Annotated in this window: 14 protein-coding genes and 1 tRNA gene; 14 read left to right on the top strand and 1 reads right to left on the bottom strand. The window is 75.6% G+C overall.

What is annotated here, in order from left to right:
- Positions 1 to 63: 63 nt before the first annotated feature.
- The 13 genes from HDA31_RS24490 (at position 64) to HDA31_RS24430 (ending at position 12,384) form a co-directional block, all read left to right on the top strand.
- Entirely contained in the window at positions 64 to 1,005 is a 942-nt protein-coding gene (locus tag HDA31_RS24490) for an NAD-dependent epimerase/dehydratase family protein (protein ID WP_178063406.1), read from the top strand.
- A 337-nt stretch (positions 1,006 to 1,342) separates the two neighbouring features.
- The gene (locus HDA31_RS24485; protein ID WP_036374274.1) at positions 1,343 to 1,675 is read left to right on the top strand and encodes a PadR family transcriptional regulator; all 333 of its coding nucleotides are present in this window, start codon (positions 1,343 to 1,345) and stop codon (positions 1,673 to 1,675) included.
- Positions 1,672 to 2,763, top strand: coding sequence for an HAAS signaling domain-containing protein (locus tag HDA31_RS24480; RefSeq protein WP_376701410.1), 1,092 nt, complete (start codon positions 1,672 to 1,674; stop codon positions 2,761 to 2,763). Before HDA31_RS24485 ends, HDA31_RS24480 begins: the two co-directional genes overlap by 4 nt.
- Positions 2,764 to 2,947: 184 nt before the next feature.
- Entirely contained in the window at positions 2,948 to 3,619 is a 672-nt protein-coding gene (locus HDA31_RS32575) for an LppU/SCO3897 family protein (RefSeq protein ID WP_246384406.1), read from the top strand.
- 141 nt (positions 3,620 to 3,760) lie between these two features.
- The gene (locus HDA31_RS24470) at positions 3,761 to 4,447 is read left to right on the top strand and encodes a dienelactone hydrolase family protein (protein WP_074476660.1); all 687 of its coding nucleotides are present in this window, start codon (positions 3,761 to 3,763) and stop codon (positions 4,445 to 4,447) included.
- 19 nt (positions 4,448 to 4,466) lie between these two features.
- Complete coding sequence (locus HDA31_RS24465; protein ID WP_178067112.1) at positions 4,467 to 5,180, top strand: uracil-DNA glycosylase; 714 nt, start codon at positions 4,467 to 4,469, stop codon at positions 5,178 to 5,180.
- Between the two features lie 19 nt (positions 5,181 to 5,199).
- Positions 5,200 to 5,952: a DUF4129 domain-containing protein gene (locus tag HDA31_RS24460; protein WP_178063408.1), complete on the top strand. Its 753-nt coding sequence runs from the start codon at positions 5,200 to 5,202 to the stop codon at positions 5,950 to 5,952.
- A complete protein-coding gene (locus HDA31_RS24455) occupies positions 5,949 to 6,533 on the top strand; it encodes a hypothetical protein (RefSeq protein ID WP_178063409.1) in 585 nt (194 codons plus the stop codon). Before HDA31_RS24460 ends, HDA31_RS24455 begins: the two co-directional genes overlap by 4 nt.
- Positions 6,533 to 7,540 (top strand): AAA family ATPase, encoded by a 1,008-nt coding sequence (locus HDA31_RS24450; RefSeq protein ID WP_178063410.1) that lies wholly within the window; start codon positions 6,533 to 6,535, stop codon positions 7,538 to 7,540. Before HDA31_RS24455 ends, HDA31_RS24450 begins: the two co-directional genes overlap by 1 nt.
- Positions 7,537 to 8,910 (top strand): DUF58 domain-containing protein, encoded by a 1,374-nt coding sequence (locus HDA31_RS24445; protein ID WP_178067113.1) that lies wholly within the window; start codon positions 7,537 to 7,539, stop codon positions 8,908 to 8,910. Before HDA31_RS24450 ends, HDA31_RS24445 begins: the two co-directional genes overlap by 4 nt.
- 40 nt (positions 8,911 to 8,950) lie before the next feature.
- Positions 8,951 to 9,520, top strand: a complete 570-nt coding sequence (locus HDA31_RS24440; RefSeq protein ID WP_178063411.1) for a hypothetical protein — start codon at positions 8,951 to 8,953, stop codon at positions 9,518 to 9,520.
- Positions 9,521 to 9,622: 102 nt separating this feature from the next.
- A complete protein-coding gene (locus HDA31_RS24435; RefSeq protein ID WP_178063412.1) occupies positions 9,623 to 10,942 on the top strand; it encodes an NAD(P)/FAD-dependent oxidoreductase in 1,320 nt (439 codons plus the stop codon).
- A 209-nt stretch (positions 10,943 to 11,151) separates the two neighbouring features.
- Positions 11,152 to 12,384: a glycosyltransferase gene (locus HDA31_RS24430; protein WP_178063413.1), complete on the top strand. Its 1,233-nt coding sequence runs from the start codon at positions 11,152 to 11,154 to the stop codon at positions 12,382 to 12,384.
- A gap of 61 nt (positions 12,385 to 12,445) precedes the next feature.
- On the opposite strand, the gene HDA31_RS24425 is transcribed toward HDA31_RS24430, so the two are convergent.
- On the bottom strand, positions 12,446 to 14,344 hold the full coding sequence (locus tag HDA31_RS24425; RefSeq protein WP_178063414.1) for a hypothetical protein: 1,899 nt from the start codon (positions 14,342 to 14,344) through the stop codon (positions 12,446 to 12,448).
- Positions 14,345 to 14,446: 102 nt separating this feature from the next.
- On the opposite strand from HDA31_RS24425, the gene HDA31_RS24420 reads away from it, so the two are divergent.
- Positions 14,447 to 14,527 (top strand) — tRNA-Leu (locus HDA31_RS24420).
- Positions 14,528 to 14,694 lie beyond the last annotated feature (167 nt).

Genomic DNA, 14,694 nt, shown 5'->3' with positions numbered 1-14,694 from the left:
CCCATGTTACGGCTAACCTGATCGTCAGTAACACTGACGATCAGAGCTACGACCGGAGTTGTCATGATCCTCGTTACCGGAGGCGCCGGCTTCATCGGCTCCCACACCGTCCGCGCCCTCGCCGAAGCCGGCCAGGAGTGCGTCCTGCTGCAACGCCGGGCTCCCGTGGTGCCCGCCCCGCTCGCCGACCTGCCCGTGCACGCCGTGCAGGCCGACGTCGCCGACCTCGACGCCCTGCTCGCGGTCGGCAAGCAGCACCCGATCACCGGCATCGTGCACCTCGCCGTCACCCTGCCGTGGTCGGACGACGCCGACCCGATCGACGCGTCGGCGCGGTCGCTGGAGGGATACCTCAACATCGTTCGCGCCGCGCAGGCATGGGGCGTGCGTCGCATCGTGGCCGCGAGCACCATCGGCGTCTACGGCTTCGCGAAGGCGGGCGCGCTCGCCGAGGACATGCCCCTGCCGATGGGTCACGTCCACGCCATCCCCACGTTCAAGAAGATCTTCGAGCTGCTCGCCGGCCACCTGTCGGACGCGACCGGGGTCCAGATCGTCAACGCCCGGATCTCCGGCACCTGGGGGCCCGGCGGGCACCTGCCCGACCCGTTCTTCGCCGCGCCGTCCCTCGCGCACGCCGCAGCGCGGCGCGGTGAGCCCGACCTCTCCGGGCTCGTCGCGCCGCCGCACGCCGAGGACGCGCTCGACCTGCTCTACGTCAGGGACACCGGCCGCGCGCTCGCGCTCCTGCAGCTCACCGACGAGCTGCGGCACGCGACCTACAACGTGGCCTCCGGTCGCGCCACCAGCAACGCCGACGTCATCGCCGCGCTGCGGTCCGTCGAGCCCGGCTTCCGGTGTGAGCTTCCCTCGGCCGGCGACCGCCCGCAGACCTGGCTCGACATCACCCGGCTGCGCGAGGACACCGGCTTCGAACCCCGGTACGACACCGCGACCGCCGCCGCCGACTACGTCGCCTGGCTGCGCGCCGGGAACGCCCGCTGACCCCTGCCACGTGGTCGGCGCGTGTGTCGGACACCCCGCGCGCCGGCCCGTTTCCCGGGGCTGCTCGACATCGCCGCGCCGGCACCGACTCCTGCCGCCTGCGCAGACCCGCGCCCGCACGGAACGGCCGCCATGGACGCGGCTCTGCACCGGACAATCCCCGCGGAGCGGCGGTCAGCAGGGTCGCGGGGCTGCACGTGCGCGCTGGCGGCGACCGAACCGCGACGCCGGGCGAAGCAAGGGCTATGCGATAGCGGCGATGTCGCCGTCGTCGAAAAGATCGCCTGGCCCGGGTGTCGTTTGACGGTACTTCGCACTGCGCAGTAGTGTGCGATGCGTGGATACCACGCAGCTCCTGAAAGGCGTGCTGGATCTCGCGGTCCTCGCCGTGCTCCGGGAGGAGGACGGCTACGGCTACGACATCCTGCGCCGCCTCCGCGAAGCCGGCCTGGACGAGGTCGGCGACGCCTCCGTCTACGGCACGCTGCGGCGACTCTTCGCCGCCGGCCTGCTGACCACGTACGTCGTGCCGAGCGAGTCCGGCCCGCACCGCAAGTACTACTCGCTCAACGCCGCCGGCCGGGACCAGTTGACCCGCTCCGGCAAGCTCTGGCGCTCGTTCGCCACCACCATGGACACTCTGCTCGACGATCGGGGGATGGCAGCGTGACTGTCATGGAGCAGGAGATCGCGGACTACGTGACCCGGGTCCGGGCCGCCCTGGCGGACCTGCCGCCCCACGTCCGCGACGAGTTGACCGAGGACCTGCCGGAGCACCTCGCCGAGGTCGCCGCCGAGTCCGACGGGTCGCTGACCGACCGGCTGGGCGCGCCCGAGGCGTACGCCATGGAACTGCGCGCGGCGGCCGGCGCGGGGGGCCCGGCCGCCGCCCGCAACCTGGACCAGCGGGCCGCCGCCGTGGCCGGGGTCCGCGCCCGGCTGCGCGCGGCCGACGTCCGGGTCGGCCCGATCCTCGGGTACGCCTCGGCGAGCGAGTACCTGCGCCTGCTCCGCCCCGCCTGGTGGGTGCTGCGCGGCTACCTGGCGGCCATGCTGATCACCGTCGTCACGACGGGCGTGCCGTTCGGGCTGCTGCCCAGGCTGGGCGGGAGCACGCTGGCGGCGCTGCTGCTGCTCGGCGTCTGCGTGGTCGGCTCGGTGTGGCTGGGCAGGCGCACCCCGGCGCTGACCCGCTGGCCCCGGATCGCGCTGCGGGCCGGCACGGCGATCCTCGCCATCTTCGCGTTCGTCGGCTTCGTCGACGCGGACGACCGGCTGGGCTGGAACGAGTCCGGCTACGAGTCCACGTCGGTGGAGTCGCCGTACGTCAGCGACGTCTTCGTCTACGACCGCGAGGGCCGCCTCGTCGAGGATGCCCGGCTGTTCGACCAGAACGGCAACCCGATCCGGATCGGCTACCCGGAGTGCGAGCGTGCGGGGCTGCCGGAGTCGGGACCGGCGCTGCCCGTCTACCCGTACTGCCCGGAGAACGCGCCCTTCCAGGCGGGACCGGTCGGGGCGCGCCCGGCGCCCGCGCCGCCCCTCGCCCCGCCGCTGACCACGACGCCGACCGACGGCGCGACGCCCGCGCCGCAGGCCCCGACGCCGACCGACGGCGCGACGATGGCACCACCCACCGCGACGCCGCCCGGCGGCGCGACAGAAGGGCAGTCGGCCCCGACGCCGACCGACGGCGCGACCGCTGGGCGGTCCGCCCCGCTGCCGACCGCCGCACCCACCTCGACGCCCTCCCGCTGACCGCCCGCCAGCCGTCGACTGCTCCAATTCCGGGGCGTTAGGAAGGGGCCCTTCCTATACAGAAAGCGTTAACAGGGTGCCCTTCCTTACAAATGGCTGAACGGACGAGTCGCGCGGGACCACGTTCTCCGATCTTGGTCGCTACGGTGTCGTCTGCTCGTCCATCCCCTCGGAAGGAACTCCCGTGCCAGAGCCGGTCGCCCCGCACCCCGCCGCGCCGCCCGAGGACGCGCCGCGCCCCGCCGACCCACCCGCGGCCCGGGACCCCGAGCAGCCCGAGTCCGAGCAGCCCAAGTCCGAGCAGCCCGAGAACGGCCCGGCGGCGACCGAAGCTGCGCAGGTGGAGGCCGAGAGCACGCAGGTCAAGGGTGAGACCGGGCAGGGCGGGCGCGAGGACGAGCCCGGCGCGGGCGCGGCGGAGCAGCAGGACGGGCAGGCCGAAGGCGGCCAGGCGGAGCCGAGGCGGTCCGTGGTCCGCAAGGTGGTCGGCGTGGTCGCCGCGCTGCTTGCCGTCGGGGTGGTGGCGGCGCTGAAGTTCGGCCTCGGCGGTGCCGTGGCCGCCGCCCTCGACGAGGACGCGACCGCGAAGGCGAAGACCGGTGACTGCCTCGCCGAGCTGCCGGACGTGGCCGAGGGTGAGCGCAAGGACGCCCGCGGTGCGGAGGTGGTGGCCTGCACGTCGACGGAGGCGGTGTACACGGTGGTCGGTCGCCTCGACGGGCAGACCGAGGCGCAGGCGCGGACGGGCGAGGCGTGCGAGCCGTTCCTCCAGCCCGGGCAGGCGGGGTACTTCTTCTACAACATCAAGCCGGGCAGCACCGGCTACCTGCTCTGCCTCACCCGCAAGGCGGCCTGACCCGGGCGACCGGCAACGAAACAGGAGGTGAACGCCACTGCTCGGGCGTCTTCCGGCGGCGGTCGTGGCGTGGCAGGCTCACGGCACGTAGGAACACCCTGCGACCAGCCAACGATGACTGACCGCGAGGAGGACGGGCCGATGGGCGAGATGGTGAGCTTCGTCAGCAACGGCGGGACGAGCGAGGGGTATCTCGCGATACCCTCCGGCGGTGCGGCCAACCCGGCGGTCATCGTCATCCAGGAGTGGTGGGGCCTCGTGCCCCACATCCGGTCGGTGGCGGACCGGTTTGCCGAGGCCGGGTTCGTGGCGCTCGCCCCGGACTTCTACCACGGCGAGTCGACCGGCGAGCCGGACGAGGCCCGGCGGCTGCTGATGGGCCTGCAGATGGACGAGGCGGCGAAGGACATCGCCGGCGCGGCGGAATACCTGGCGGCGCGGCCCGAGGTGGCGGGCAAGGTCGGCTGCGTCGGCTTCTGCGCGGGCGGCAGCCTGGCCCTGTGGTCGGCGACGCTGTCGGAGCGGATCGTCGCCACGGCCGGCTTCTACCCGATGCTGCCGTGGGAGAAGATGCGCCCCGAGTGGGCCGACTACGCGGGCAAGTCGGCGATCATCCACTGCTCGGAGGAGGACGGCACCTCGGCCGCGCCGGGCGTGCAGACGGCCCGTGCCGCGATCGAGGCGGCCGGCGGCACCTGCACCCTCTACGACTACCCGGGCAGCCGGCACGCGTTCTTCAACGACGACCGGCCGGAGGCGTTCGACCAGCGCGCCTCGGCCAGCGCCTGGGCCCGCACCCTCGAACTGTTCCGGGCGAAGCTTGGCTGAGGCCCGTACCCCCGACGAGGTGGTCGCCCGCGCCGCGCGGGCGACCGACCTGGTCGACCTCGACGGCGCGGTCGCCGACTGCTTCGCCTGCCCGCGCCTCGTCGCCTGGCGGGAGGAGGTCGCCCGCACGCGGCGGGCGGCCTTCCGCGACCAGACCTACTGGGGGCGGCCGGTGCCCGGCTTCGGCGTCGCCGATGCCCGGATCGGCATCCTCGGCCTGGCCCCCGCCGCGCACGGCGGCAATCGCACCGGGCGCATCTTCACCGGCGACCGCTCCGGCGACGTGCTCTTCGCCGCCCTGCACCGCGCCGGCCTGGCCAACCAGCCGACGAGCGTCGCCGCCGACGACGGCCTCGCGTTGCGCGACACCCGGATCTTCGCCGCCGTGCGCTGCGCGCCGCCGGACAACAAGCCCACCCCGGCGGAGCGGGACACCTGCGCGCCCTGGCTGCGCCGGGAGGTCGCGCTGATCCGGCCCACGCTGCGCGTCGTGGTCGCGCTGGGCGCTTTCGCCTGGGCCGCGTGGTGGCCGACGCTGCGCGAGGTGTACGGCGTGCGCCCGCCCAGCCCGCGACCGGCGTTCGGCCATGGGGCACACTGGTCCGGCACGGCCGCACCGGCGCTGCTGGGGTGTTACCACGTCAGCCAGCAGAACACGTTCACCGGGCGGCTGACACCGGGGATGCTGGACGACGTGTTCGCCCGGGCGAAGCAACTGGCCGGAGTGGACTGACGGGCGTGGGGCGGTGCCGATGGACCTCAGCGTGCTGCGCAGGTGGTGGCCGATCGTCGCGGTGACGGCCCTGCTCGCCGCCGCCGCGGTGGCCGCCGGCCACTCGTCGCTCGGCGCGAGCCGCATCCCGCCCGCCGCCGACAACATCCCGTACGTGCCGGAGTACCCGACCGCGCAGCCGCCGCCGTCGATCCCGGTGGAGCCGCGCGACGCCGGGGAGGCCACCCGCGCGCACATCCCCGAGTGGCTGGGCACCGTCGCGGTGGCGCTGCTCGGCCTGGCGATCGCCGTCGCCCTCGGCTACGTGGGCTGGACGCTGCTGCGCGGGGTGGCCCGCCGCACCACCCGGGCGCTGCCGGCGGACCGGGCGCGGCGCACCGCCGAGGGCACCGCCCGCGAGGTGGTGGCCGCGCTCGACGCCGGCCTGGTCGAGCTGGACGACGCCGACGTCGACCCGCGCACCGCCGTGATCGCCTGCTGGGTGCGGCTGGAGGAGGCCGCCGAGGCGGCCGGGGTGGCCCGGCACACCGGCGACACCCCCACCGACCTGGTGACCCGCCTGCTGCGCGGCGACCCCGACGCGGGGGTGCCGGCGATCGCCAGCGCCGACGTGCTGGCCGAGTTCGCCCACGTCTACCGGGAGGCCCGGTACGCTACCCGGCCGGTCGGCGAGCGCACCCGCGACCAGGCCCGGGCCGCGCTGCGCCGGCTGCGCGGCGAGCTGACCGCCGTGACGGCCGGCGCGACCGGCGTCGCCGGGGGCCCGGCGTGAGCACCAGCATCGACGACCTGCTCGGCTCCGCCGAGGAGGAGCAGCCCGCGCAGGAGCGGCCCGCCCGGGGCGGCCGGGTCGGCGGCGTGCTGAAGACCCTCCTGGTGGCCGGGGCGCTGACCGCCGTGGTGGTGGCCGGGCTGCGGGCCGTCGGGTTGCAGCTCTCGCTGTGGGTGGTCGTCGCCGGGGTCCTCGCCCTGCTCGCCGTGCGCCGGGTCACCGCCGCGCTGGCCCCGCCGCCACCGCCCCGGTCGGGGGCCCGCATCCCGGCGGGCGAGGAGGACGGCCACTACCACTGGGCCGCCCGGGACGCGCTGCGCGCCGCGATCAACGGCTGGGAACGGCCGCTGGACTGGTCGGCGGGCAACCCGGAGCGGTTCGCCGAGCGGATCCTGCCCCGCCTCGGCGAGCTGGCCGACGAGCGGCTGCGCCAGCGGCACGGCGTGACCCGCGAGTCCGACCCGGCCCGCGCCCGCGCCCTGCTGGGCGACCGGCTCTCGACGTTCCTGGACACCCCGCCCCGCCGCACCCCGTCGCCGCGCGACCTCGTGGCGATCGTCGCCGAACTGGAGAAGATCTGATGAAGGACGTGGACCGGACCGTGCCCGCCGCCGAGGTCGGCCGCCTGGCCCGGGCGGTGCTGGACGCGGTCGGCTCGGTGGTGGTGGGCAAGCGGGAGGCCCTGGAGCTGGTCCTCGCCGGCATCCTGGCCGGCGGCCACGTGCTGCTGGAGGACCTGCCCGGCCTGGGCAAGACGCTGACGGCCCGGTCCTTCGCCCAGGCCCTCGGGCTGGACTTCCGCCGCCTCCAGTTCACCCCCGACCTGCTTCCCGCCGACGTCACCGGCTCCTTCCTCTACGACCAGCGCAGCGGCGACTTCTCCTTCCGCGCCGGCCCGGTCTTCACCAACCTGCTGCTCGCCGACGAGATCAACCGGACGCCGCCGAAGACCCAGTCGGCGCTGCTGGAGGCGATGCAGGAGAAGCAGGTCTCGGTGGAGGGCGTGACCTACCGGCTCGACGAGCCGTTCCACGTCCTGGCCACCGCCAACCCGATCGAGTACGAGGGGACGTACCCGCTGCCGGAGGCGCAGCTCGACCGGTTCCTGCTGCGGGTGTCGTTCGGCTACCCGGACGGCGAGGAGGAGTGGGAGGTGCTGCGCCGGCGGATGGGCCGCCGCCGCGAGGAGGCCGAGATCACCCCGGTCGTCGACGCCGCCACCCTGCGGGCCATGCAGGTCGCGCTGGAGAACGTGGTGGTGGAGGACTCCATCGGCCGCTACATCGTGGCGCTCACCGCCGCCACCCGGGAGCACCCGTCGGTGCTGGTCGGGGCGTCGCCGCGCGGCTCGCTGGCGCTGCTGCTGCTGGCCCGCGCGCGGGCGGTCTTCGCCGGCCGGGACTACGTGGTGCCCGAGGACGTCAAGGAGGTGGCCGCGCCGGCCCTGGCGCACCGGATCACGCTGCGCCCGGAGATGTGGCTGCGGCGCGTCGACCCGTCCTTCGTGGTCGGGGAGGTGCTCGACCAGACCCCGGCCCCGGCCAGCGGGGCGCTGCCGAGCTACGCCGCCGGCCGGCCGGGGCGCTGACGGCCGTGTCCACCCCCGAGGGGCCGCAGGCGGCGGGCTGGGTGCCCACCTGGGCGCTGGGCCGGGCGGTGCTGCTGGCGGGCCTGCTGCTGATCGCCGGGGTGCTGCTCGGCCGGGTCGACCTGGTCGTGCTGGCCGTGCCGTTCGCGCTCGGCACCGCGTACGCGCTGCGCCGCCGGCCCACGGCGGGCCCGCAGTTGTGGATCACCGCGGACGACGGGCACCTCGTCGAGGGCAGCGAGTTCACCGGCACGGTCAGCGTCGGCAACCCGGACACGGTCGGCTACGACGTGGCGGTGGTGCGCACCCGGGTCTCGCCGTGGCTGCTGGTGGAGCGGGCCGGCGTCGGCGGGGCCCGGGTGGACCTGTCCCGCAGCGGCGTGGACCGGCCCTTCGTGACCGTCGTCGACCCGGGCACGGCCGTCGACCTGGAGCTGGCCGGGAAGGCCCGGCGCTGGGGCCGGCACCCGATCGGCCCGGCCGGGGCGCGGGTCGCCGCCGCCGGGGGGATGCTGGTCTCCCGGGCGGCGATCACCGAGCCGGTCCGGTTCCGGGTGTATCCGAAGACGGAGCCGTTCGAGGCGGTGGAGGCGATGCCCCGCGCCGCCGGCCTGGTCGGCGCGCACCACTCCCGCCGGCCCGGGGAGGGCGGCGAGCTGGCCGGGGTGCGGGTCTTCGGCCCCGGCGACCGGCTGCGCCGGGTCGACTGGCGGGTGTCGCTGCGGGCCCGGCAGCTGCACGTGGCCGCCACCCTGTCGGACCGGGACGCCGAGGTGGTCGTCCTGCTCGACGTCCTCGCCGAGGCGGGCCGCTCCGGCGGCGTCGGCGGGGCCGCGTCGGTGCTGGACACCACCGTGCGGGCCGCCGCCGCGATCGGCGAGCACTACCTGCACCGGGGCGACCGGGTGGCGCTGCTGGAGTACGGCCCGGCGGCCCGCCGGCTGCGCCCCGCCACGGGCCGCCGGCAATACCTCACGCTGCTGGAGTGGCTGCTCGACGTGCGCGCCGAGGCGTCGCCGCACGAGCCGTACGACCAGGTCTTCGGGCCGCAGATCCTCTCCTCGGACGCGCTGGTGGTGGTGCTGACCCCGCTGCTGGACGAGCGGTCCGCCCAGATGCTGGCCCGGATGGCCCGGTCCGGGCGGTTCGTGGTGGCGGTGGACACGCTCCCGGACGACCTGCCGCCACCGGGCCGGCAGGGCTGGTCCGAGGTGGCGTTCCGGCTGTGGCGGATCGACCGGGACACCATGATCGGCCAGCTCCGCGAGCACGGCGTGCCGGTGGTCCGCTGGGCGGGCGCGGGCAGCCTCGACCAGGTGCTGCGCGACGTGGCCCGGCTCGCCACCGCCCCGCGGGTGGGCGGCCGGTGAACGGGGCAGCCCGGCGGACGGGTGACGAAGGGCGGTGCCGGTGAACCCGGTCGAGGTGGTGACCGAACGCGCCCGGGCGGCCCGCTCGGCGGTCAACCGGGTCAGCGCGGTCCCGCTGCTGGTGCGCGCCGGGATCTTCGGCGCGACCCTGGGGGGACTGTTGCTGGCGTACCCGGCGCAGGTTCTCACCGGCCGCCCGCTGGCCGCCCTCGCGCTGGTGGCGCTGCTGCCGGCGGTCGGGCCGCGCCGGATCTGGCCGACGTTCGCCGCCCTCGTCGCGGTCGGCGGCTGGCTGCTGGCCACCGAGGGGTACGACCGGCCGGTCGCGCTGTGGCGGCTGCTCGCCGTGGCGGCGGCCCTGTACCTGGCGCACTCGCTGGCCGCGCTGGCGGCGCTGCTGCCGTACGACGCGGTGGTGGATCCGGAGCTGGTCGTGCGCTGGCTCACCCGGGCCGGCGGGGTGCTGCTCGGCTCGGCGGTGCTCGGGGTGCTCCTCGTCCGGGTCGCCGATGCCGGGCCCGACCGGGGCCACCTCGGCGTGACGGTCGCCGGGTTGCTGGTGGCGGTGGCGGTGAGCGCGTTGCTGGGGTGGCTGCTGCGTCGCAAATGACGGAACGGCAATGCGCGTCATGCAGCTCACACGTGTTGTGCTCCGTCACAAAGGGGGGTCTCGGCAGGGGTTAGCGGGGCCGGCGGGGGAAAGATGGTAGGCGTGAATCCGAAGCGGATCCTTGTCGTCGGTGCCGGGCACGTCGGTCTCTACGCCGCCCTTCGCCTGTCGAAGAAGCTCTCCTCGCGGGAGGCGGAGGTCGTCGTCGTCGACCCGCAGCCGCACATGACGTACCAGCCGTTCCTCCCGGAGGCGGCGGCCGGCAACATCTCCCCCCGGCACTCCGTGGTGCCGCTGCGGCGGGAGTTGCGGCGGTGCAAGGTGGTGGCCGGCACGGTCACCCGGATCGAGCACGACCGCAAGGTCGCCACGGTGCAGCCGATCAGCGGCCCGACCCGGGAGATCCCCTACGACCACGTCGTGGTGGCCCCCGGCTCGGTCTCCCGCACGTTGCCGATCCCCGGCCTGCACGAGCACGGCATCGGGTTCAAGACCATCGGCGAGGCCATCTACCTGCGCAACCACGTGCTCGACCGGCTCGACGTGGCGGCGGCCACGCAGGACGCGCAGGTGCGCCGCAGCGCCCTGACGTTCACCTTCGTCGGCGGCGGGTACGCGGGCATCGAGGCCCTGGCCGAGATGGAGGACATGGCCCGCGACGCGCTGCGCTACTACCCGGAGCTGGAGCCGGAGGACATGCGCTGGGTGCTGGTCGAGGCGACCCAGCGGGTGCTGCCCGAGGTCGACCGGGACATGGGCGCGTACACGGTGCAGCAGCTGCTCAAGCGGAACATGGACATCCGGCTGGACACCCGCCTGGAGTCCTGCGTCGACGGGGTGGTGAAGCTCTCCGACGGCGACAGCTTCCGCTCCGACACGATCGTCTGGACGGCCGGCGTCAAGCCGTCGCCGATGCTGGACGCCACCGACTTCCCGCGCGACGAGCGTCGCCGCGTCACCTGCCTGCCGACCCTCCAGGTCGTCGACGGCGACCGGGTGGTCGAGGGCGCGTGGAGCGCCGGCGACTGCGCGGCGGTGCCGGACCTGACCAAGGAGCCGGGCAACTTCTGCTCGCCCAGCGCCCAGCACGCGGTGCGCCAGGCCGCCCGGATGGCCGACAACATCGCCAACGTGATCCGTGGCCGTCAGCCGGTGGACTACAAGCACAAGCACGCTGGCAGCGTGGCCAGCCTCGGCCTGCACAAGGGCGTCGCCCAGGTCTACGGCATCAAGATGACCGGCTGGCCGGCGTGGTTCATGCACCGGACGTACCACATGTCGCGGATCCCGTCGTTCAACCGCAAGGTCCGGGTCGTGGTCGACTGGTCGCTGGCGTTCTTCCTCAAGCGCGAGGTGGTCGCGCTCGGCCAGCTGCACGACCCGCGTGAGGAGTTCGCCGAGGCGTCCCAGCCGCGCGGCTGAGGTGTGACCAAGGGCACACTTTAGCCGCCCATTGGCGGGGGTCGATTCCGTCTCCTGGCGGGGTTGGCCCCACCTGGGGTGACGCCGCTCACCCCCGCCGCCCGTCCGCTACGCGACAGCCACTCTCCGTGCCGGCGTCCTTGACGGCCCCGGGCCCGAGGGCCATTCTCGTCCGGTCCGGTCCGGTCCACGGGGAGAGGCGGGCTCCGGTGCGTTTTCTGTTGTCGGCGATCGGGTCACGCGGCGACGTCCAGCCGGTGGTGGCCCTGGCCATGCAGCTCAGGGCCCTCGACCAGGAGGTGCGCCTCTGCGCGCCCCCGGACTTCGCCAAGTGGATCGGGTCCTTCGGGCTTCCCTTCGTGCCGATCGGCCCCGAATGGCGTCGGTCGGCCTCGTCCGTCCGGCAGACGCCCAGGGTGCCGGCCTCGCCGACCCGGGTCCGGCAGTTGGCGGCCGCCTCCCTCGCCGTGCAGTTCGAGGTGTTCTCGGCGGCGGTCGAGGGCTGCGACGCCGTGGTCGCGGTGACCGCCCTCCAGGTCGCCGCCCGGTCGGTGGCGGAGCTGCACGGCCTGCCCTACGTCTTCGCGACGTGGAGCCCGGCGGTCTTCCCGTCGCCGCACCACCCCCCGCCGCCGCTGCCCCAGTCCGGCCAGGCGCCGGCGCCCGCGACCGCCGACAACGCCGCGCTCTGGGCCGAGAACGCGCGGCACTTCAACGACACGTTCGGGGCCGCCCTCGACGCGCGGCGGGCGGCGGTGGGGCTGCCCCCGGCCGGTGACGTGCGCAGCCACATGTTCACCGACCGGCCGTGGCTGGCCGCCGACCCGGCGCTGGCGCCCTGGCCCGGCCCCGCCGACCTCGACGTCGTCCAGACGGGCGCGTGGATCCTGCCGGACGAGCGGGCCCTGCCCCCGGAGCTGGAGAGCTTCCTGGCGGCCGGCGAGCCGCCCGTCTACTTCGGCTTCGGCAGCATCGCCGTGGACCAGCACCTGACCACGACCCTGGTCCGGGCGGCCCGCGCCCTCGGGCGTCGGGTGCTCGTCTCGCGGGGCTGGGCGTCGCTGGCGGCCGTGGACGGCCAGCCCGACTGCCTGGCCGTCGGCGAGGTCAACCAGCAGGCGCTGTTCCCGCGGGTCGCCGCGGTGGTGCACCACGGCGGCGCGGGCACCACGACCGCCGCCGCCCGGGCCGGCGCGCCGCAGGTCGTCGTCCCGCAGGTGTACGACCAGCACTACTTCGCGCGCCGGGTCGACGCGCTCGGCGTCGGCAGCGCGCACGAGCCCGTCCCGCCCAGCGTGGACTCGCTGGTCGCGGCGCTCACCGTCGCCCTGCGCCCGGAGGTCGCCGACCGGGCCCGGGCGCTGGCCGCCGCCGTCCGCGCCGACGGGGCGTCCACGGCCGCGCAGCGGCTGGTGGCGGCGCACGCGGCGGCCCCACGCTGAGCGACCGGCCGGGGCGCGGCGGCAGCCCGGCAGGGCGGGTCGGACCGGACCGGCGGGAGCGTCAGACCCGCCAGATCCACGCGTCGGCGATCCGGGTGGCCGGGCCGTAGAGCTGGTCCAGGGTGGCGCGCAGGTCGTCGGCGTGGCGGGTGCCGTCGGCCACCGCGAAGCAGGACGCGCCCCAACGGTCGGCGTCCCGGGCCGCCTGCCGCCGCTCCCGGTCGCCGATCGCCGGCCGCCCGCCCCGCTTCGCCACCTCGCTGAGCAGGTACGACGTGGGGCGCTTCCAGGTGCCCATGGCGGCGGTGCCGCCCTTGCCGTACGGGGCGATGAAGAAGCCCTCGGGCATGGCGAACGCGGCGTCGGCGGCCGTGGCCCAGCGCATCGGCCACGGCTCCTTCGGCGTGGGCAGCGGCACCGGCACCAGCACCCCGCCGGGGCGGACGCACTCCCGCCAGTGGCCGGCCGCGATGAACTCCGGCAGCGCCGGCCGCTCGGCGGTGGGCAGGGGGGCCGGCAGGACCGGCAGCAGCGCGAGCCCGACCGCCGCCGGCACCAGCCGGCGCGCCCGGCCGGTGCCGCGCAGCGCCCGGTCCACGGCCAGCACCAGCAGCGTGCCGGCCAGCGGCAGCACCGCCAGGGCGAATCGCATCGGCAGCGCGCCGTCCACCACCGGCAGGCCCGCCAGCAGGGCGTACGGGCCGGGGATGCTGGTCCGGTCGCCGCCGACGACCACGTCCGGGCCGAGCGACAGCGCGCCCATGACCAGCGCCCCGGCCGCGCAGGCGAGCACCAGCGGGCGGCGGCCCAGCCAGACCGCGCAGCCGAGGGTGACCACGAGCAGGGGCCAGCCGAGGAAGGTGTTGTATTCGGCCGGGCCGGTGGTGAGCCGGGCCGCCTCGTCGCTGCCGGCGGCCGACAGCGGGGAGAGCGTCCACCAGCTCGCCAGGTCGGCCGAGAAGTAGTCCGGGCTGAACATGCCGTCGGCGACGCCCTGCGGGCCGGCGAACTGGAACCACAGCGGGTATCCCAGCACGAGCAGGGCCAGCCCGGCGGCGACCAGCATCCCCCCGGCGAAACCGGGCAGCGCCCGGCGCAGCAGCGCCCGGTCGGCCAGCGCGTACGCGACGGCCATCACCAGCAGCGTCAGCGCGGTGAGGAAGAGCACCTCCTCGCCGACGAAGACCTGGACGCTGACCACGGCGGCGAGGCCCACGGCGGAGGTGAGCATCCGGCGGCGGTCGGGGCCGCCCCGCCCCGGCCCGCCGTCGCCCCCGTGGTGGCCGCCGCCGTCGGGCGGGGTGCCGCCGGGGCGGCCCACGCGGCCCAGCGGGTCGGCCGCGCGCAGCAGCCGGACCACCAGCCAGACGATCACCGGCACCAGCCACTGGGCGGTCATGTGCAGGTGGCTGTTGGTCTGCGAGACGATGCCCGGCCCGAAGCCGCACAGCCCGGCCCCGAGCGCGGCGGCGAGCGGTCGCGCACCGAGGAGGCGGGTGAAGAGCAGGTGCCAGGCGAGGGCGGTGCCGGCGAGGTTGAGCCCGGCGAGCAGGGCGAAGGTGACCGGCGCGCCGAACAGCAGGGTGACCGGGGCGAAGGCGACGCCGAGCGCGATGACCGTGGTGTTGGCCATCAGGTTCACCCCGTCGGGGGCGTTGAGCCGGTCGGTGAGCAGCCCGAAGTCGCCGAGCAGGGCGCGCGAGTCGACGGCCAGGAACCACTCGTACAGCGTCTGGTCCTCGGGGTTGAGCGCCAGCACCCGGCCGGACGGGTCGGGCCAGAGCCCGTGGGTGAGCCAGCCCGCCAGGGCCGCGAACAGCAGCCCGACGAGCAGGTCGGCCCGGTGCCGGGCGACGGCGGCCCGCAGCCGGGCCCACCGGCCGGCGGCCCGGGTCGGGACGTCGGAACGGACTGCCTGGTCGGGGGCGGCGTCGGGGGCCGTGGGGGCTGCGCTGCTCACGGGTCGACCCTAGTGCGGGAGCGCCGCCGGGGTACGCCGGGTCGTGGCGGACCCGCTACGGTGACACTGCACCGGCGCGTGGGCGACGCGCGGGGCCGCCCAGCCCGGGTGGTGGAACGGCAGACACGGCCGCCTTAAAAGCGGCTGCCGCAAGGCGTGCGGGTTCGACCCCCGCCCCGGGCACGCGCAGCACGGTGACGGCGCCGGTGAGGGCGACCGCCGGTGACGGCGAGGGCGTCACGGCGGGTCTCTCAGCTTCTTCACAGCTCCTGCGCCGGTCGGTGATCTCCACGGCGTCGAGCGGGCCGTCTACCCTGGAAGGGCACGTTCACGTGCGACGACCCCCTGAG

The organism is Micromonospora carbonacea, from assembly GCF_014205165.1.
Classification (GTDB): Bacteria; Actinomycetota; Actinomycetes; order Mycobacteriales; family Micromonosporaceae; genus Micromonospora; species Micromonospora carbonacea.
The sequence above is the reverse complement of the archived record's forward strand: the minus strand, read 5'-3'. Positions and strand labels throughout refer to the sequence as shown.